The following is a 19,221-nucleotide window of genomic DNA, read 5'->3' on the forward strand; positions in this document are numbered from 1 at the left end:
GAGAATTATTCGTTAACTTTTATTTCAAGATCATCGAGTGCGACATACGCAGGTGTGTTAATGCCATAAGCACCGACATCACTGCCTTCAAAATCAATAGCAACTGTACATACGTTATCACCGAGACCGCTCAGGTCAACCTTGTTCCAGCCTGTACGAATCTCATTATCAAGCCCTGATTCTTTGGTTTTGGAAGCATCAAAGTTAGCAAGATAGTAGCTGACAGTCTTACCTGTGGGCTTACAGTTCTTATCCATAGCGACAAACACTACCTTGAACCATCCGTTATCGTCCTTAAGCGCATGGGCTATGCCATTGCCATCCTTCATTGCCAAATATGAATAGGTGGTATTACATACCCAAACACTATTAAATGTGCCATAATGAGCCTCACCACTGACAGGCTGGTCAGGATCGGAGGCTACAACCTGATACCCGGTCTTGTCTGTAAGATAAATCTTCGCACACTTATCGTAAGAAACAGAAGACCCATTAGCTACCGAGTATCCATTTGCCACAATAAAGTTAGCATCATTATGTCCGCCGGACTGATTGTATACACTACACTGATTTGTATAGTCCGCTCCTGTCATATTTGTGAAATCAGATACCACAAATCCGCCATTGTAGAATTCATACATCCATGGATTGCCAGGGACCCATTCCTGCCACAGATAGTTGACAGGGAACTGCACATAGGTATCGGTCTCGCCTATTCGTGCCATATAACCGGATTTCACCTGTTCGCCATCATATGAAGAATAATAGTTTGAGCCATACTCATCCACGGCAATCATTGATTCCGGAACCTTGTCAAAAGAAACGGTCGTGATTGTATATACCGGAAGCACCTGATCATCATCATCGGAACATGCCGTAAACATTGCAGCTGTCAGGAAAGCCGCACCATAGATAAGAAAACCGAAATTAAGTTTCATTTGGTCTTAGAACTGTTTTTGAAAGTTGATAAATTGGTTAATTTATGTTCTGACCAACGGAACCATGAAACATATCTTATACGAGGATGAATCCTTGAAAGATAAGCAACCTGTAATCCCGCAGGGTTGAATTTATCTGAGACTTCTGAAGCAGGTTTTCTGACTCATCCTGTACGCCAACCTTCTCACCTTACTTTCAAAGGCAATGGTTAATACATGGCAACCCGATCATATATGATCGGACGGATTTACAGCAGCGGGTACTGTCCCGGATTCACACCGGATTCCCTTGACTTCAAAACCGGATGCAAAATTAGTGATTTTTTTGGATTATCATAATAATTCAACAAGAAAAAATCCCACAGAGAATATTTCTCCGTGGGATAATGCATTAATACAGTATCCGGATGCTACTTCACATTCTTGTTGGTGCCGGTATATACGACTGAAGGTTCAGAAATGAAACTGCAATCGGTTAACGAGGCGTCAGTCACATTATTGACCGTCATCGCAGGGCCCTCGTCGGGACGGATGGTCACATTCCTGAGCTCTATCCCCTTTGATTCTGACAGCAGTCCTCCCTCACGTGCAGTAAACACCGAATTGGTCACATGAATATTCTCGATAGGCATCTCGGGGATACCATTAAACTTCAACGCCTTGCCCGAGCGGAACGATGTGACATCATTGATGTATATATCACGGAACTGAGGAGTGGTCTCATCAACAGGAGGAATGGCGGCAGGTGCATTCTTCACCCAATAATAAAGGTCGAAAGTAATCGCATCACCAGAGATGTCAAGCATATTTACATTATCAATATATATGTTCTTCACTACACCTCCTCGTCCGCGGGTGCTTTTAAAGCGCAGTCCTACATCTGTGCCAATAAACTGGCAGTCTGCAACCGAGACATTGGTCACACCGCCCGACATCTCGCTACCTACAACAAATCCGCCATGACCATGATACACACGGCAATCACGCACAATCACATTCTCTGTAGGTATTCCGCGCTTACGGCCAGCCTCATCCTTGCCCGACTTCAGACATATGGCATCGTCGCCCACATCAAGGGTTGAGCGATATATAATCACATTTCGGCATGACTCAACATCAAGTCCGTCTCCGTTCTGGGCAAAGAACGGATTTTTGATGAACACCCCATCGACAATGAGGTTCTCACACATCAGAGGATGCACATTCCAAGCCGGAGAGTTCTGGAATGTCACTCCCTGAAGGAACACATTCCTGCACTTCACAAGCTGTATCATCACAGGGCGCAGATAACGCTTGATCCTGGCAGCCTCCTCTTTAGTGAGAGCGGCACGGTCGCGATCACTCTTCTGGCTATACTCCATGCCATCGATATAGCTCTGAGAAGGATACCATGTCCTGTCATCCACAACAATGCCACCTTTGGCTGTGAGATTCTTCCATTCGGCACCCGACATCTTGTCACGCTTGACCGGACGCCACATACCTCCATTTCCGTCAATGACACCCTCGCCTGTTATGGCTATGTTCTCAAGGTTCTCACCAGTGATAGGCGACTGGGTGCGCCATGCCTCAAACCCCTCATAGACCACATACTTTGTCTCATAAAGGCTGTCGTCACCTGAAAACGTGATCAATGCCCCTCCGTCAAGGTGGAGATTGATATTCGATTTCAATACAATAGGGCCTGTGAGCCACACTCCAGCAGGGACATTCAAGGTTCCACCGCCTCTTGACGAAAGATAGTCAATGGCATTGGCAAAAGCCTTAGTGTTGAGGGACACTCCGTCGGCAACAGCACCGAAGTCAGTGAGCGACACAGCCCTTGACGGAAAGACGGGACGGTCAATCTTTGGCATCTCGAATTGCAAACCCTCATAAAGAGCATCATAATTTCCGGCATTTGCCGCAGAGCTGCCAAGCATTATCGTCAATGCGAAAGCAACAATAGTTGATGGTAATTTCATGGTGTATCAGTTATTCTCACCACAAAGGTAAGAAAAATCGATGAATTTTTTCTGATTTCTTTACGGAAATACAGCCGAGTTGACTATCTTTGCAGCAAGCTTGATATTTGTCAAGACATAAATAGTGATATTCAAAAAACAAATACATAATTCAAAAAAACTCCTAAACATATATCATGTCAAACGCCAAAAAGTACACACCTGCCGAAGCACAGGCTTGGGTAGAAAGCCGTGAATGGGCCAACGGATGGAATATAAATACCGACAGTACTGTCAATGCTGTAGAGTTCGCAAACCAGTATGCCGCAAACAAAGAGCTATGGGACAAGCTCTTCACATTCCTTGCAGAAAATGACCTCAACAGTCTGCCCGCAGGCAAGCATGTGCTCGTGGAGGGCAAATGCTGGGTCAACATCATGGAATACACACCCAAACCGGCACAGGACACACGCATAGAGACCCACAATGACTTTATAGACCTCCAGTACACATTTGACGGAGATGAGGTATACGGAGTGGCTAGCACACTTATCCCTATCACCGAATATGATCCTGAAAAAGACAGGACTTTCTTCAGGACCGAGGACGAGATTGATTACGTGCCCTCCAAACCTGACCGCTTCTTTCTTTATTTCCCCGGGGAGAATCACCAGCCATCAGTAGCAACAACCGAAAATCCCGGAACAAGCCGCAAGGTGGTAGGTAAAATAGAATATGCCAAATAAACCAAAATGAAAAACATAACTAAAAATTAAAACACGTATGGCACAATCAGATAAGCTATTTGAAATGAGCCGCAATCCTCTTGTGCGGACTCTCGGAGATCCTATGACATGGAAACGCAGTGACATCATAGAATATATACGTGACAACGGGATCGAGATGGTCAACTTCATGTATCCTGCTGCCGACGGACGCTTGAAGACACTCAATTTCGTAGTGAATTCCATGGAATATCTTGAGACAATCCTTTCCACCGGCGAGAGGGTCGACGGCTCAAGTCTGTTCCCCTTCATCGAGGCTTCACGCAGTGACCTGTACGTGATACCGCGCTACTCTACGGCATTCATCGATCCGTTTTCCCCCATCCCTACCCTCACCATGCTTTGCAGCTTCTTCGATAAGGACGGCAACCCGATGGACAGTGACTCACGCGGAGTGCTCGCACGTGCCTGCAAAGAGTTCACCGAGGTCACAGGAATGGAATTCGAGTGCATGGGCGAACTGGAATACTATGTCATATCAGCTGATCCTGGCTCATTCCCAGCCACCGACCAAAAGGGGTATCATGAGTCTGCTCCATTCGCCAAATTCAATGACTTCCGTGTTGAGGCAATGCACACGATAGCATCCATCGGTGGTCAGATCAAATACGGACATTCCGAAGTGGGCAATTTCACTCTCGGCGGAATGATATATGAACAGAACGAGATAGAATTCCTTCCCGGACCAGCATTGCGTGCCGCCGACCAGCTCATGCTTGCAAAATGGGTGATCCGCAATCTTGCTGCAAAACGTGAGCTCGAAGTGACATTCGCACCCAAGATATCAGTCGGTAAAGCAGGGTCGGGATTCCATATCCACATGCGTCTGATGAAGGATGGCAAGAATGTAACACAGACAGCAGAACGCACCCTGAGCAACGATGCAAAGCGTGCAATAGCCGGGCTCATGAAGATGGCTCCCGCCATAACCGCATTCGGCAATTGCAATCCCACATCTTATCTCCGCCTTGTGCCTCACCAGGAAGCACCCACAGCGGTATGCTGGGGCGACAGAAACCGTTCTGTCCTTGTACGCGTCCCATTGGGATGGACTTCAGGAAAGGACATGTGTGTACAGACCAATCCAGGTGACCCCTGCGAGATCGAGACATACGGGAAGCAGACATTTGAAATGCGTTCACCCGACTGCTCGGCAGATGTCTATACCCTCATCGCCTCTCTCTGTGTTGCTGCCCGCATAGGGTTTGAGATGGATAATGCCCTGGAGGTAGCAAATGACACATATGTGGATGTAAATATCCATGCCGCCGAAAATACTAAAAAGCTCGACAAGCTCACCACTCTTCCTACATGCTGCGTAGAGTCAGCTGACAGACTCAACGATATGCGTGAGTATTTCGAAGCCCGCGGAGTGTTCGCTCCTGCGATGATCGACGCAACAATAAAGAAGCTCAAGGCTTTCAATGACTCGAATCTTGCTGAACGCCTTAAGGAAAACCCGGAAGAAGTAAAATCTCTTGTGAAAGAATATTTCCACTGCGGATAATAACACTACATGTATAAATTATGGATGTGTCGTGATCAATACAATTGCGACACATCCTTTTAGATTACAACATTAATGACCCCATCAGAACGAATCAAAGAGCTGAGAGAACAGCTCAACCGCCACAACCGACTCTATTATGTAGAGAATGCGCCCGAGATAGATGACCGCCAATATGACATGCTCATGAAAGAGCTTGAAAAGCTTGAGCATGACAATCCGGATCTCGATGATCCGCTGTCACCAAGTCATCGTGTGGGCTCGGACCTTTCCAAAGGATTCACCCAGGTAACGCATTCACGCCCCATGCTGTCGCTCGGGAACACATATTCTCTGGAGGAGGTGAACGACTGGATCGACCGATGCAATGATTCGCTCGGAAACTCGGGAGGACTGCTGTCGGTCCCTCTGGTGGGAGAGATGAAATATGACGGCACAAGCATCTCGCTTACCTATGAACATGGCAGACTTGTGCGTGCCGTGACACGTGGCGACGGAGAAAAAGGTGACGATGTCACTCTCAATGTCAAGACTATACGAAGCATACCTTTGGTACTTCCGACCGGTGACTGGCCTGAGACATTCGAGATACGCGGCGAGATCGTGCTCCCCTGGAAAGAGTTTGACAGGCTCAATGAGGAACGCGCATTCAATGAAGAACCTCTTTTCGCAAATCCGCGAAACGCTGCCGCAGGGACACTCAAGATGCTCGACTCATCAATCGTTGCAAAACGCGGGCTTGACGCTTACTTCTACTACCTGCTGTCGGATGAACTCCCTGTCGACAACCATTACGAAAACATGCTTAAGGCACGGGAATGGGGCTTCAAGGTAAGCGACGTGATGACTCTTCTACACAGCGCGCAGGAGGTCGATGACTTCATAAACAGATGGGATATCGAACGGCGTAATCTTCCGGTTGCAACGGATGGTCTTGTGTTCAAGGTCAATAATCTGCGCCAGCAACTCAATCTCGGATACACAGCCAAATCCCCAAGATGGGCCATAGCCTACAAGTTTGCCGCCGAGAGAGCCCAGACACGGCTCAGAGAGGTGTCGTTTGAGGTAGGACGTATGGGGGTGATCACTCCGGTAGCAAATCTTGATCCGGTCCTTCTATCAGGCACAATAGTAAAGCGCGCATCGCTCCACAACGAGGACATAGTCAAGAACCTTGACATCCACGAGCATGACATGCTATATGTGGAAAAAGGCGGCGAGATAATCCCCAAGATCACAGGTGTAGATACAGACGCCCGCGAAGCAGGAAGCAGACCGGTGGAATTTGTGACACATTGCCCCGACTGCGGCACTCGGCTTATAAGAATTCCGGGAGAGGCCGCATGGCTGTGTCCTAACAAATATGGGTGCCGCCCACAGATAATAGGCCGTCTGGAGCACTTCGTGGGGCGCAATATGATGGATATCGAAGGCGTCGGCGACGAAAACTGTTCGCTGCTATATGACGCAGGACTTGTAAAGGACATAGCCGATTTCTATACACTGACCACACCGGCTCTCAGGGAACTGGACCGAGTGGGCCCGCGCACTGCCGACAGGATTCTTGAAGGAGTGGAAGCCTCAAAATCAGTCACATTCGACCGTGTGCTGTATGCCTTGTCAATCCCCTATGTTGGAGCCACCCTGTCAAGAAAGGTAGCGCGAGCCGCAAAGAACATAGATGCCATCATGTCAATGAGCCGGGAAGAGCTTATAGCCATCGACGATGTGGGACCGCGAATCGCTGACTCGATTATAGAGCATTTCGCCTACCAACCCAACCGTGTACTTGTAGAAAGGCTGCGTGAGGCAGGAGTGCAGATGAGCATGCCTGAAGAGGATACCTCCGACCACACTACAATCCTTGATGGTAAGAGCATAGTTATAAGCGGCGTGTTCGCATTGCATTCCAGGGATGAATATAAGGCACTCATCGAAAAGAACGGAGGCAAAAACGTAGGATCAATCTCAAAAAAGACTGACTATGTACTTGCCGGGGACAATATGGGTCCATCCAAACTGGAAAAAGCCCAAAAGCTCGGAATCCCGATCATCAACGAGAGCCAGTTCCTTGAAATGATCGGCCAAGCATAAAACGGCAACATATATTATAAAGCGTCAGCGGTATGGGGTAAGGCTGTTAGCCATTCCATACCGCTGACGGCTTTTATTTATCAAACAATATTACTTCACAGCCTTGAAGCTCATATCAAGTCCCTTGACAGAATGAGTGAGGGCACCCACTGATATGAAGTCCACTCCACATTCACCATATTCACGGAGAGTGTCGAGAGTTATACCTCCTGACGACTCCACTTCGGTGCGACCATTGATAAGCTTCACCGCTTCCAGAGTACGCTCAGGAGTAAAATTATCAAGCATAATGCGATCGACCTGAGCATCAAGAGCCTGGTTGATCTCATCGGTGTTACGCACCTCTACCTCAATTTTCAGATCCTTGCCCTTAGCCTTGCAATAATCCTTAGCCGCCTTCACAGCCTGAGGAATGCCTCCGGCAAAGTCAATATGATTATCCTTGATAAGAATCATGTCAAAGAGGCCTATACGGTGGTTGCATCCTCCGCCGATACGTACAGCCTCCTTTTCGAGCATACGCATACCGGGAGTGGTCTTGCGAGTGTCAAGCACTTTAGTCTTTAACCCCTCAAGACGCTGCTGATACTTTGCAGTCTGGGTGGCAATACCGCTCATACGCTGCATGATGTTGAGCATCACACGCTCGGTCTGAAGGAGCGAGCGCACTTTGCCCTCCACCTCAAATGCTACATCGCCAGGCTTCACATGCATACCGTCATTGATGTAGACTGTCATATTAAGCTCTGGGTCGAATTTCTCAAACACTTTTCGGGCTATTTCGACACCGGCGATTATGCCCTCTTCCTTCACAATGAGACGCTGTACTCCACGCTCAGTATCGGGGATAGTGCTTAAAGTAGTGTGATCACCGTCGCCCACATCCTCGGCGAATGCCAAGGTGAGCAGATCATCGATAAGTTGGTCGGTTGTTTTCATATTTTTTGATTAACTTTGAAGCATGAAAATAGTATTGATAGCTGTGGGGAGGACATCCACACAATATATCGCTGATGCCACAAGCGAATTCCTCAAACGAGTGAACCGGTATGCACCGATGGACATTGTCATCATACCTGATCTGAAATCCACCCGCGGTATCACAGAAGAGGTCCAGAAACAGAAGGAGGGAGCCGGAATAATGGCTTCACTTCAACCGGGCGACCATGTGTGCCTGCTTGATGAGCGCGGCATTGAAATGACTTCAAGGGAATTCGCCACCATGATCGACCGCCGAATGAACCAGGGGTTAAAAAGACTCGTTTTCGTTATCGGCGGACCTTACGGATTCTCGCAGGAGGTGTACTCCCGGGCTGACAGTAAAATGTCGCTTTCACGAATGACATTCACCCACGAAATGGTGAGGCTGTTCTTTGTCGAGCAAGTGTACCGGGCAATGACCATACTGCGAGGAGAGCCGTATCATCATGACTGACATGTGGGTATAAAAGGCGAGAAAGCCTTTCATAGGTCATTTCTTTATCCCGCCTTTCACTCCGCCTTTGACGCCTCCGGAGAGGGAGAATATATTCTGGTCGTAGCTCACGGTTTTCTGCCCTTGCTCACGCTTACGCTTAAGAGCGAGCTTGACAAGTGTATCCATAAGAGCATCAAACGACAAGCCTGTAGCTTCCCAAAGATAGAAAGAAAGAGACCCCGGAATAGTGTTTATCTCATTGACAAAAATCTCCTTGGTGTCATCGTCAATGATAAAGTCAATCCTGCTCACACCATGGCAACCGAGCACTCGGAATGTCTCACCGGCAAGGAAGCGGATGCGTTCGGTCATCCCGGCTGGGAGATCGGCTGGGATACGTTTCTGCGATGCCTGCATACCTTTGGCTCCCTTCGTTCCGCCCATGTACTTGTCCTCATACGAGAGGATCTCAGCACTCTTGATTGGCTCTTCGAGCACAGATGAGCGATATTCGTCACAATCACCGAGCACCGAACAGTTGATTTCCTTAAGATTGTCGACCATATGCTCCACAATGATACGTGAAGAATATTTCTCTGCAATCTCAATCTTCCCGATCAGCTGCTCGCGATTTGCAGCACGACCTATGCCCACACTCGATCCGAGATTGGCAGGCTTGACAATTACAGGATAACCGATCTTATCTTCAATCCGGGCGATCAGCTCATCACGTTTCTTGAACCACTCCTTGTCAGTGAACCACACATAATCGATCACAGGGACACCACACTCCCGAAGAATCATCTTCATGGTGATCTTATCCATACCGTTGGCACTTGCAAGAGTGTTGCATCCTGCATACGGAATACCTATGGTCTCAAGAACCCCTTCAAAGATTCCATCCTCGACGTTGGAGCCATGAAGCACAGGGATCACAACATCAAGCGTGGTAAGCACAGCCGATCCGAACATCGGTTTCTTCACCCGGTAGAGATTGTAATCGCCATATGACGGCTCCATATACACCTGGGTGCACTTGGCAAGAAGCGATGGAATATCACGATAATTAGCCACATCAAAAAGAGCGTCACCTGTGTAGAAACGTCCCTGCTTGGAGATGTATATAGGTGTGACATCATACTTGTCACGATTGATGGCGTGCATTGCCTGCGATGCCGATATCACCGAGATCTCATGTTCGGTGGAACGGCCGCCGAAGAATACTCCTATATTGGTTTTCATAATTTATTCAGCCCATGGCTGAGGATTATATGTTTATTTATCTTTGGAAATTTAAGCTACTTGAAGGTGTCAGGAAGATCATTCTCATAAAGCACCGTGTCACCTGGACGGAGAATGGAACCCAACAGACTCTGTGAGTCAAGGAATGTAGGAACAGTGTGGACCTCAGTCGCCGACGATGCATCTTTCTCTTTACTTTCATTGATGCCGTCGACTATTGCTTCCCTGTTGTATTCACCCACGACAATGGCAATGTCAGCTGATGCAGCAATCTTTTGCCCGAAATTACGGTTCAGCTCCTCCTGCCTGTCACCAAGCTCAATCATACCAGGAGTGACCACAATACGCCTTCCCTGTGTCATCATTGCGAGCACATCGAGAGCCATTGAGGATCCGGTGGGATTGGAATTGAACGCGTCGTCAATAATGGTGACTCCTCCGGGGGTACGTTTCATGTTCAGGCGATGTTCCACTTGCTCTATCTGTCCCACAGCATATCTTATCTTATCCTCAGGTACACCAAGACGCATGGCGACAATGACTGCCGCAAGGAGATTGCTCACGTTGCACTCCCCTACCAGACGCGTGGAGAATTCCAGAGACGCACCCTGAGGTGTCCTTACAGTGAATTGCGTCCCGGCAGGTGTATAAGTGATGTCAGTGGCAACATAACCTGCATTACCAGGATTGGACACTGCATAACGCACACACTCCACATTGCTTACCGGACGATTTGCCACATATGGGAAATCATCATTGATGACAGCAAGACCTCCGTCGGAAGGGAGCGAGTCAATAAGCTCAAACTTGGTACGCTGCACATTCTCTATGCTCTTGAACGATTCAAGATGCTGCTCGCCGACTGCTGTCACAATCCCCACAGAAGGATGAACAAGGTCGCAAATCTCTTTGATATCCCCTATCTGCTTGGCACCCATCTCAACGATAAACACCTCGTTGTAAGGCTTCAGGTATTCGCGCACAGTACGTATCACACCCATTGTTGTGTTATAGCTTCCGGGAGTCATCATGACATCGAAATGCTCGGAGAGTATCCTGTTAAGATAATGCTTGGTGGAAGTCTTGCCGTAACTTCCTGTCACTCCTATTATCTTCAGGTCAGGCATTGAGCGCAGAATCCGTTCGGCATCCTTGTAATAACCGTTGTTGATATGCTTCTCCACCGGCTTGAGAAGCCAGTTGGCTGACATTGAGAAAAGATGAGAGAAGCAGAACACACAGAGCGATGCCACTGCCGCATATTCGAATCCTTTACCGTACTTCCACCCTACAATTCCGGTCGACACAACAATCACAACCGCAAGGATAAGCATCACCGAGAAAATACGCCAAGCCCTGTTGGTCATCACAAGCGGCTTCTTGTACCTGCGTCTGACAAGGATAATAACATTGACGGCTGAGACAAATGCTATAAGCGACATCGACACTACAGGCACTGATAGTGTCGACATTGATGCGAGAACCACAGCTCCACTCACAAGACGCATGGCAGAGGTGGTGTCCTGCGAAGCACGCAGCCAACGGCTGTAACGTTCGTTGCGGTAGGAGTTCTGCTGAAGCATCATAAGATCACGCCTAAACTCCACGAAAAAACAGGCTATGGCGAGAAGAGCAGCAATTGCGCTTAGGATTGTTATCATGTCTTTTCCTTAATACTTATGACTAAAATCTATACTATTTTTTTGCAATCTCTCCAAGAAAACTCCTCAGGACTGCGGCGAATTGAACCGGATTATCAAGGAAGCTGTAATGACCGCATCCCGGGAACGAAACAAGTCCGGCATCGGGTATCAGACGCTCCATGGTGCGGGCATCAGACAGCGGTGTGGCTGTGTCATTCTCGCCCCATACAAGCAGCACAGGAACCTTGACGAGCGGAAGACGGTCAGTAAGGTCCTCATTAACGACACGTGACAGTATGCGACGCATCATCGGTGAAGCAGAGGCATAGTCACTCGACCCGGCTTTGGCACGGCGTGCATCAAGTTTCAGCTCAGCCTTTGACTTGCCATATATGAGATACATCATCCGCTTTATAGCCTTGAAAGTATACACTTTCCGATAATAACTGAACGAACGTCTGGGCTTTATCCCGGCTGCATCCACAAGTATCATAGCCTTGACCTCGGGATGACGAGAGGCATAAAGAATGCCTACACGTCCACCGAAAGAGTGACCTAACAGCACAGGATTCCTGATGCCGAGAGCCTCGATGAATTCCTCCATGGCACAGGTGTAATCCTCCACCCCCCATACCGCACAAGGCTCTTCAGATTTGCCGAACCCTTGAAAATCCACATTGACAACGCGATATCCGGACTTAAGAGCAACACTCTCCACCGAAGCCAAAGTGGTGTGGTCACACCCCCATCCGTGCATAAGGATGATGGTCGGCTCCCAAACACCGCGGTCAGATGTCACGACGGTCGCCGCAGGACCTCCGGAGGGACGGTTGTCGGTATAATGGAAGCGCAATGAACGTATTGTTATGTCCTTTTCCATAATCGACAACAAAATTATAAAAATCCGCCACGTTATGCAAAAAAAATAGAGTACAGAGTTTAGAAGTGCCGAAGCACATGTACAGGTTTTATCAAACAGTATTCTCATCTTACAAGCCTGTATATTTCCGATGTTAGAGGTCGCCCTGTACATGGGTCAGTGAGAGTGAGGCTGCGGAGCTGATAATAATAGTACCAGTACTGGAATAACTGATTGATATAATCGCAACGTGATTCATCATTCCTGATATGTGAATCATTGAGATCAAGTACCGACAACTTACCTATCATGAATGTCTCCACATTGGCGGAATAGCGTCGGCCGGCTGTCTCACCAGCCTTAGAAGCTATCGCCACTTGCTCGCGCTGGTTGTTGAATCGCTCCACAAGCACGAATATATCCTGACTGAAATCGAGAGATTCCCTGACATGTTTCACAATCTCTTTTCCGGAAATATAATAAGCCGCTATATCGCGGTCCATCCGCCGTCAGCGGCAATTATCTGACCTGTGATATACTTCGCTCCATCCGATACGAGGAAGAGACACAGCGGGGCTATGTCGTCAGGATTGCCCATACGTTTCATGGGACAACGGTGATTATAGTTCCTTACGAATTCCTCACGCTGGTGATCCCATATGCCGCCCGGGCATACGCAGTTGACTCGGATACCGTATTTCCCCAAATAGGATGCCATATAGCGTGTGAAATTTATTATTCCACCCTTTATGGCGCAATATTCCACAGGGGATGTGCCTCCGTAGTCCTCATAGATCGTGAAATCATTGCCTACGATACCGTAAATGGAACCGAAATTGACTATAGAGCCGTAGCCCTGACGCTCCATCACGAGCGACACCTGACGATCGATGTAGAACACAGAGTTCAGCTGCAATCTCACATTCTCCTCCCAGTGCTCAAACGGCGTATCCTCAAACCGGTATCTCCCCCAATCCTTGGTGTGTGGATATGCAGCATTGATGAGTCCGTCGATACGTCCGTAATTATTGACTGTAAACTCTATCAGACCGTCAATAGACTCATTCGATCCCATGTCAAGTCCATAAGTGCCTTTATCCGCATCTGTCTCACAGGAGATATCGGCATCCACCACTCTTGCTCCGTGGTCATTCAATTCCCTGACTATCTCGCGCCCTATCAGGCCGCGTCCGCCTGTAACTATGATTACTTTATCTTTCAGATTCATCGTCCAAACATATTTTAAGCACACTGAGAGCATCACCCACAGTGTTAAAGGATTCTTTCTTATTGTTTCTTACAAGATCTGCAAAATATCTTAACTGCGCCTCGTACGTATCAAGTATTGAATCATCCGACCGGAACAACACTTGACCGTCGGATGTCCGGACGACCATATTCCGGGCGAGATCACATAACCATGTCTCGTCCTCCCATACAATCTCCAAAGTCCGTTTATAGTCACGCCGATAGTAATTCAACACCACACTCGCACAGAAGTTGCCGTAGTCCATTGTATAGTTGGCATAGTCCACGGCTCTAATGCCAAGAGAGGAACCGTTCCTAAGGACCTTGACGACGCTTTCCGGTATGCCAAATATCCAGTAAAGGTAATCAATCTCATGAATAAGATCAATATTGACACCTCCACCCATCTCCGGGACAGATGAATACACCTTCCGGAAATCGGCATCCTTACGCCATTCTGGCAGATAGGACCCGCAATATACGTTCACCTCATTGACTGCCACTCCACGTGTCTCTACGGCGTTCTTGATGAAACGGATGGAATCAAGAAAACGAAGATTGCACGCAACATAGGTCAATACACCTGACGACATGAGCTCTCGCACAACAGATTCGCATTCAAGCGTATGATGCACAGGCTTCTCTATAAAAAGAGGACAATCCAATTCTCGTGCAGCCATAAGCGACCTTAGATGCTCGGAAGTAGGAGTGGATATGATTGCGAAATCTATCTTTGTCCCCTTTATCGCAGAGATGTCATATATATCACGCACACCATCACAGGATGGTGCTCCAATGGATGAGCGCAGAGCCAGGATCTCTGCTTCCGGATCAATATTCCTCAGGGCTGCGATGTGCTTACGTGCAATTGAGCCTAAGCCTATTACGAGCACCCTCATCGTCACAACTCTATTTTACCTGTCTCTATAAGATAGGCGAGGTAATCATAATCGGACGGTTCGTCAAGATCGAAACACACATGGTCCATAACATAAAACAATGACTTATCAGTCACGGCTCTGGGATGCTCACACATCAGTGCCTCGGGACGGTATACATAGATCGACGCGTTCATATCATATACCTTCGGAGCACTTTGGCGCGTGGTGTATTTTCCTCCAAGCACCACTTGGCAATATCCATTCCCATCTTCCTGGACCTGATTGAAATAAGGATTGCGGGCACATGGATTAACCGAAAATATCGTCTTGGCTTCAGGATTGGCAATAATAAGCCTGAGACAGGCCTCAACATCTTCGACCGTACGGATGGGTGACGTCACATCAAGATCTATCACATAGTCGTAATTCCTGCCATAGTGTTCCTGAGCATAGCATAGCACATCACGGATGGCATCAGGCTTACCACAGGTGTCATTCGCAAGATAGTCAGGACGTACATAATCGGTAGAAAGTCCATACTCCCGCGCCACACTCTTGATAGCTTCAGAGTCGGTGGAAAGCACTGTGTCCACACCATTATTCCCATCCGAGTCCTTTTGCGAGGCAAAACGATCGGAAAAACGCCTTGCCGTCTCAACAGAATATGCCAGCAACGGTTTTCCTCCAACCGGTTTTATATTCTTACCGGGAATCCCTTTCGACCCCCCTCGCGCACATATGGTAATCAGAATATTCATAATTCATCTATATTTTCTGTAGGAATGCCCAAAAGGCTCATCCCATACAGCTTGCAGGAAACAAAGTTATACACATTCCGGCGATTATGCAAATGTTGGAAATGCAAAACTCAATAACACACATGTACGTTATTATTAGAAACAACCGTTTCAACCATGCCAACCGACACCCCTAACAACACCTGCGACAACACATATGCCGAGCCGCAATGGCAGCTTGGATCTTTGCCTCCGTCTGTATCGCTGTATGTACTTGCGGCACTCGTAGGACTTATCACTGGTGGATGCGCATTTCTGCTTAAATCCATCATCAGATGGCTGTCTATACTGGTTGTCAACCATTTCAGCATTGTCGGTGTCAACTGGGCACTTCTCATTGTGCCACTCGCAGGAATCGTACTCACAGTGGCACTCCAACGCTACGGTTTCAGACGTAATATCGAGCATGGTCTCGATAAGATCGATGCAATGGTGAAACAGAAAATCTGTGATATCCCGGCCACATATACCTATGGTCCGATAATGGCATCCACACTGACCCTTGGATTCGGAGGGTCAGCAGGAGCCGAAGGTCCTATAGCCTCCACCGGAGCAGCACTCGCGAGCCAACTTGGGCGATGGGTGGGACTACCGCCTCGACTGATGATGATAATCATAGGATGCGGCGCAGGAGCAGGAATCGCTGGCATATTCAAGGCACCGATAGGAGGGATGATGTTCACGCTCGAAGTCATGGGGATGTCAATGTCCACTGTATCGATGATAGCTCTGACCATAGCATGTGTCATAGGCGGTATGACAAGCTATGGCCTCACAGGATTCACTCTCGACGTCCCATTGACTCATCCTCAGTACTTCGACCCTCACATGAGCGGATGGATCATTGTGCTGGGTGTGCTCTGCGGCGTATACTCGATATTCTATTACCGGATGGCAGGATGGACCGGCACACTACTTGAAAAGTTACGCTCGCCATGGGTAAGAGCCCTGGTATCCGGCGGCATCCTTTCGGTGCTTGTATTTATGTTCCCATCACTCTATGGCGAGGGATATTCCACAATGGCTAATCTTATCGACGGAGACCTGCACACAATGACCGAATTCTCATTCTGGCACAAGCAAGGAATGCCCACTGTTGAGACTGTGATGATAGTGTGTGGTGCGGTTGCAGCTGTGAAGGGTGTAGCATGTGCAGCCACTAACAGCGGAGGCGGTGTGGCAGGAGACTTTGCCCCCACCCTTTTTGCAGGGTGTATGGCAGGATTCTTTTTCGGTGGACTGCTCAACCATCTTTTCGGGCTTCAACTGCCTCTCGGCAACTGCGCACTTATAGCAATGGCGGGCACTATGGCGGGAATAATCCAGGCTCCGCTCATGTCAATGTTCATTGTAGTGGAGATGACCGGATATTATGGAATGATGTTTCCTGTGGTCATATGCTCCGTGGTATCATATGCCACAGTATGGTGCCTGTCAATCCGGAATAAAAGATAAGGCACAGATAATAAATATATCGGGACAGACCGCCACTGACCCCGGTCTGTCCCGATTGATTATTGCTGAGACTGCTGAACGTTAAGAGAGATTTTTCAGCAAGATTGTACGAAAAAATCTAACCTTTAATTATATCTGATATATGATTAGGTTTGTACTAATCCTGTGTCCAGCGTTAAGTATTCTATTCATCAGCCTGGCTCTTCTCGGCGTACTCCTTGAGAAGCTTGTCCTGAACATCGGAAGGAACAAGTTCATAGGATGCGAACTTCATGGTGAATGCCGAACGCCCGCCTGTGATCGATGACAGAGCTGTAGAGTAACTGCCCATTTCCTTGAGAGGAACTTTAGCAATAATCTTCTCAAAACCGTTATCACTTTCCATGCCCATGATTATGGCTCGACGTCCCTGAAGATCGCTCATCACATCGCCCATCACATCACCCGGCACCATAACCTCCACATCATAGATAGGTTCAAGTACCTTAGGATTGGCATTGCGGAATGCTTCGGAGAAAGCGTTGCGGCCTGCCAGACGGAAAGAGATCTCATTTGAGTCAACAGGATGCATCTTGCCGTCGTAGATACATACTCTTACATCACGGGCATAGCTACCTGTCAGCGGACCCTGTTCCATACGGTCCATAAGCCCCTTGACTATGGCAGGAATAAACCGGGCATCAATGGCACCACCAACAATACAGTTGTGGACCACAAGTTTGCCACCCCATGACAGAGGTATCTCCTGAGTGTCACGTACACTCATCTTGAATTCCTGACTGCCGAACTTATATGTGTCAGGAGCAGGCATTCCCTCTGTATAAGGCTCAATGATGAGATGTACTTCACCAAACTGACCTGCACCACCGCTCTGCTTCTTGTGACGATAGTCGGCACGTGCTGCCTTGGTGATGGTCTCACGATAAGGTATGCGCGGCTCCTCAAACATGATCGGGAGCTTATCGTTGTTCTCCACACGCCACTTGAGAGTGCGCAGATGGAACTCGCCCTGACCTGAAAGAATAGTCTGTTTCAGTTCCTTACTCTGCTCGACAACCCATGTGGGATCCTCTTCATGCATACGGGTAAGAATAGTCATCAGTTTCTCGGCATCACTTTCAGTGACAGGACGGATAGCCCGGCGATACTTAGGTTCGGGATAACGGATGAAATCGAAACGATAATCGCAATCCTTGGCATCAAGAGTGTTGCCGGTGCGCACATCCTTAAGCTTGACCGTAGCTCCGATGTCGCCGGCACAGAGCTTATCCACCTGAGACTTAATGCCTCCGCACACACAATAGAGCTGCGCGATACGTTCTTTCGAGCCTCGTGTCACGTTGTCAAGATCGACACCTGGAGTAAGCGTACCCGACATCACCTTGAAATAGCTGACCTCACCGATATGAGGCTCCACAGTCGTCTTGAAGAAATATAATGAAAGAGGTGCATTGCTGTCAGGCTTGACCTCGACATTGTCTGTAGTTACCGGAGCAGGCATATCATTGACAAAAGGCACCACATTGCCAAGGAATTCCATCATACGCCTCACACCCATGTCCTTAGCTGCACTTACGCAGAACACAGGGTAGATCGAACGGTCCACAAGACCTTTACGGATGCCTGCACGCATCTCATCCTCGGTAAGATGTCCCTCTTCAAAGAACTTATCCATCAGGGTCTCGTCATTCTCGGCAGCAGCCTCGACAAGAGCCTGATGAAGTTCACGGGCATGCTCCATCTGATCGGCAGGGATCTCCTCTATAGTGGGGACACCGCCGTCAGGACCCCAGGAGTATTTTTTCATAAGCAGAACGTCGATCATAGCATTGAAGCCGGCTCCGCACTGAATCGGATACTGCACAGTCACGACCTTATTGCCGAAATGCTCACGCATCTCTTCGATCACGTTTTCATAATCCGCTTTCTCACCATCAAGCTGATTGAGAGCGAATATCACAGGTTTCTTGAGTTTCTGAGTTGTGCGGAATATATTCTGTGTGCCCACCTCCACACCATATTGGGCATTAATGAGAATGACACCGGTGTCTGTGACGTTAAGAGCTGTGATGGCGTTACCCACGAAGTCATCGGCTCCAGGGCAGTCAATCACATTGAGTTTCTTGCCGAGAAATTCAGCATAGAACACAGTAGAGAATACCGAATAGCCATATTCCTTCTCAACCGGGAAAGAATCGGATACGGTGTTGCCCGCTTCAACGGTGCCACGACGTTTTATCACTCCACACTCGTAAAGCATAGCTTCAGCGAGCGTGGTTTTACCCGAGCCCTTGCTTCCGAGAAGGGCAATGTTTTTAATCTCGTTGGTTTGATAGACTTTCATATTCTCCTGAGATGTCGTTGTGGTAAATAATAATTAAAGAATATGCTTTAAGCAAATAATTAAAGCGT

16 protein-coding genes and 1 riboswitch are annotated in these 19,221 nt (G+C 48.1%); of the genes, 5 read left to right on the plus strand and 11 right to left on the minus strand.

Translation table 11 applies throughout. The features are described 5' to 3' along the window. Positions 1-5 precede the first annotated feature (5 nt). On the minus strand, positions 6-938 hold the full coding sequence (locus EZ315_RS13425; RefSeq protein ID WP_135472537.1) for a DUF4465 domain-containing protein: 933 nt from the start codon (positions 936-938) through the stop codon (positions 6-8). 132 nt (positions 939-1,070) lie between these two features. After that, positions 1,071-1,251, minus strand: a riboswitch (cobalamin riboswitch). Between the two features lie 97 nt (positions 1,252-1,348). Next, entirely contained in the window at positions 1,349-2,902 is a 1,554-nt protein-coding gene (locus EZ315_RS13430) for a glycoside hydrolase family 28 protein (RefSeq protein ID WP_135472538.1), read from the minus strand. Positions 2,903-3,078: 176 nt separating this feature from the next. Here EZ315_RS13430 and EZ315_RS13435 point away from each other — a divergent pair, with 176 nt between their 5' ends. From EZ315_RS13435 to ligA, 3 genes are all read left to right on the plus strand, one after another. Beyond that, complete coding sequence (locus EZ315_RS13435; RefSeq protein WP_135472539.1) at positions 3,079-3,627, plus strand: YhcH/YjgK/YiaL family protein; 549 nt, start codon at positions 3,079-3,081, stop codon at positions 3,625-3,627. A gap of 37 nt (positions 3,628-3,664) precedes the next feature. Continuing rightward, entirely contained in the window at positions 3,665-5,173 is a 1,509-nt protein-coding gene (locus EZ315_RS13440; protein WP_370276555.1) for a glutamine synthetase family protein, read from the plus strand. A 75-nt stretch (positions 5,174-5,248) separates the two neighbouring features. Then, positions 5,249-7,267 (plus strand): NAD-dependent DNA ligase LigA, encoded by a 2,019-nt coding sequence (gene ligA, locus EZ315_RS13445; protein WP_135472540.1) that lies wholly within the window; start codon positions 5,249-5,251, stop codon positions 7,265-7,267. Between the two features lie 90 nt (positions 7,268-7,357). Here ligA and nadC read toward each other — a convergent pair whose 3' ends face one another. Further along, the gene (gene nadC / locus EZ315_RS13450; protein ID WP_135472541.1) at positions 7,358-8,206 is read right to left on the minus strand and encodes a carboxylating nicotinate-nucleotide diphosphorylase; all 849 of its coding nucleotides are present in this window, start codon (positions 8,204-8,206) and stop codon (positions 7,358-7,360) included. Positions 8,207-8,228: 22 nt separating this feature from the next. Here nadC and rlmH point away from each other — a divergent pair, with 22 nt between their 5' ends. Further along, a complete protein-coding gene (gene rlmH / locus EZ315_RS13455; protein ID WP_135472542.1) occupies positions 8,229-8,702 on the plus strand; it encodes a 23S rRNA (pseudouridine(1915)-N(3))-methyltransferase RlmH in 474 nt (157 codons plus the stop codon). A 36-nt stretch (positions 8,703-8,738) separates the two neighbouring features. On the opposite strand, the gene EZ315_RS13460 is transcribed toward rlmH, so the two are convergent. The 7 genes from EZ315_RS13460 to EZ315_RS13490 form a co-directional block, all read right to left on the minus strand. Beyond that, a complete protein-coding gene (locus EZ315_RS13460) occupies positions 8,739-9,926 on the minus strand; it encodes a D-alanine--D-alanine ligase family protein (RefSeq protein WP_135472543.1) in 1,188 nt (395 codons plus the stop codon). Between the two features lie 56 nt (positions 9,927-9,982). Further along, positions 9,983-11,587, minus strand: coding sequence for a UDP-N-acetylmuramoyl-tripeptide--D-alanyl-D-alanine ligase (locus EZ315_RS13465; RefSeq protein ID WP_135472544.1), 1,605 nt, complete (start codon positions 11,585-11,587; stop codon positions 9,983-9,985). Between the two features lie 34 nt (positions 11,588-11,621). Then, complete coding sequence (locus tag EZ315_RS13470) at positions 11,622-12,449, minus strand: alpha/beta fold hydrolase (RefSeq protein WP_135472545.1); 828 nt, start codon at positions 12,447-12,449, stop codon at positions 11,622-11,624. A gap of 104 nt (positions 12,450-12,553) precedes the next feature. Further along, positions 12,554-12,931, minus strand: a complete 378-nt coding sequence (locus EZ315_RS13475; protein WP_135472546.1) for a TolC family protein — start codon at positions 12,929-12,931, stop codon at positions 12,554-12,556. Continuing rightward, entirely contained in the window at positions 12,916-13,656 is a 741-nt protein-coding gene (locus EZ315_RS13480) for an SDR family oxidoreductase (RefSeq protein WP_135472547.1), read from the minus strand. The genes EZ315_RS13475 and EZ315_RS13480 overlap by 16 nt, the downstream gene beginning before the upstream one ends. Next, a complete protein-coding gene (locus EZ315_RS13485; protein ID WP_135472548.1) occupies positions 13,640-14,575 on the minus strand; it encodes a Gfo/Idh/MocA family protein in 936 nt (311 codons plus the stop codon). Before EZ315_RS13485 ends, EZ315_RS13480 begins: the two co-directional genes overlap by 17 nt. A gap of 2 nt (positions 14,576-14,577) precedes the next feature. Further along, positions 14,578-15,315, minus strand: a complete 738-nt coding sequence (locus EZ315_RS13490; RefSeq protein WP_135472549.1) for an acylneuraminate cytidylyltransferase family protein — start codon at positions 15,313-15,315, stop codon at positions 14,578-14,580. A 156-nt stretch (positions 15,316-15,471) separates the two neighbouring features. Here EZ315_RS13490 and EZ315_RS13495 point away from each other — a divergent pair, with 156 nt between their 5' ends. Further along, positions 15,472-16,809 carry a chloride channel protein gene (locus tag EZ315_RS13495; protein ID WP_135472550.1) on the plus strand — a complete coding sequence of 446 codons (1,338 nt, stop codon included), beginning with the start codon at positions 15,472-15,474 and terminating at the stop codon, positions 16,807-16,809. A 184-nt stretch (positions 16,810-16,993) separates the two neighbouring features. Here EZ315_RS13495 and EZ315_RS13500 read toward each other — a convergent pair whose 3' ends face one another. Continuing rightward, positions 16,994-19,153 carry an elongation factor G gene (locus EZ315_RS13500; protein WP_135472551.1) on the minus strand — a complete coding sequence of 720 codons (2,160 nt, stop codon included), beginning with the start codon at positions 19,151-19,153 and terminating at the stop codon, positions 16,994-16,996. Between the last annotated feature and the right edge of the window lie 68 nt (positions 19,154-19,221).

This window comes from Duncaniella freteri, from assembly GCF_004766125.1.
Lineage (GTDB): Bacteria > Bacteroidota > Bacteroidia > Bacteroidales > Muribaculaceae > Duncaniella > Duncaniella freteri.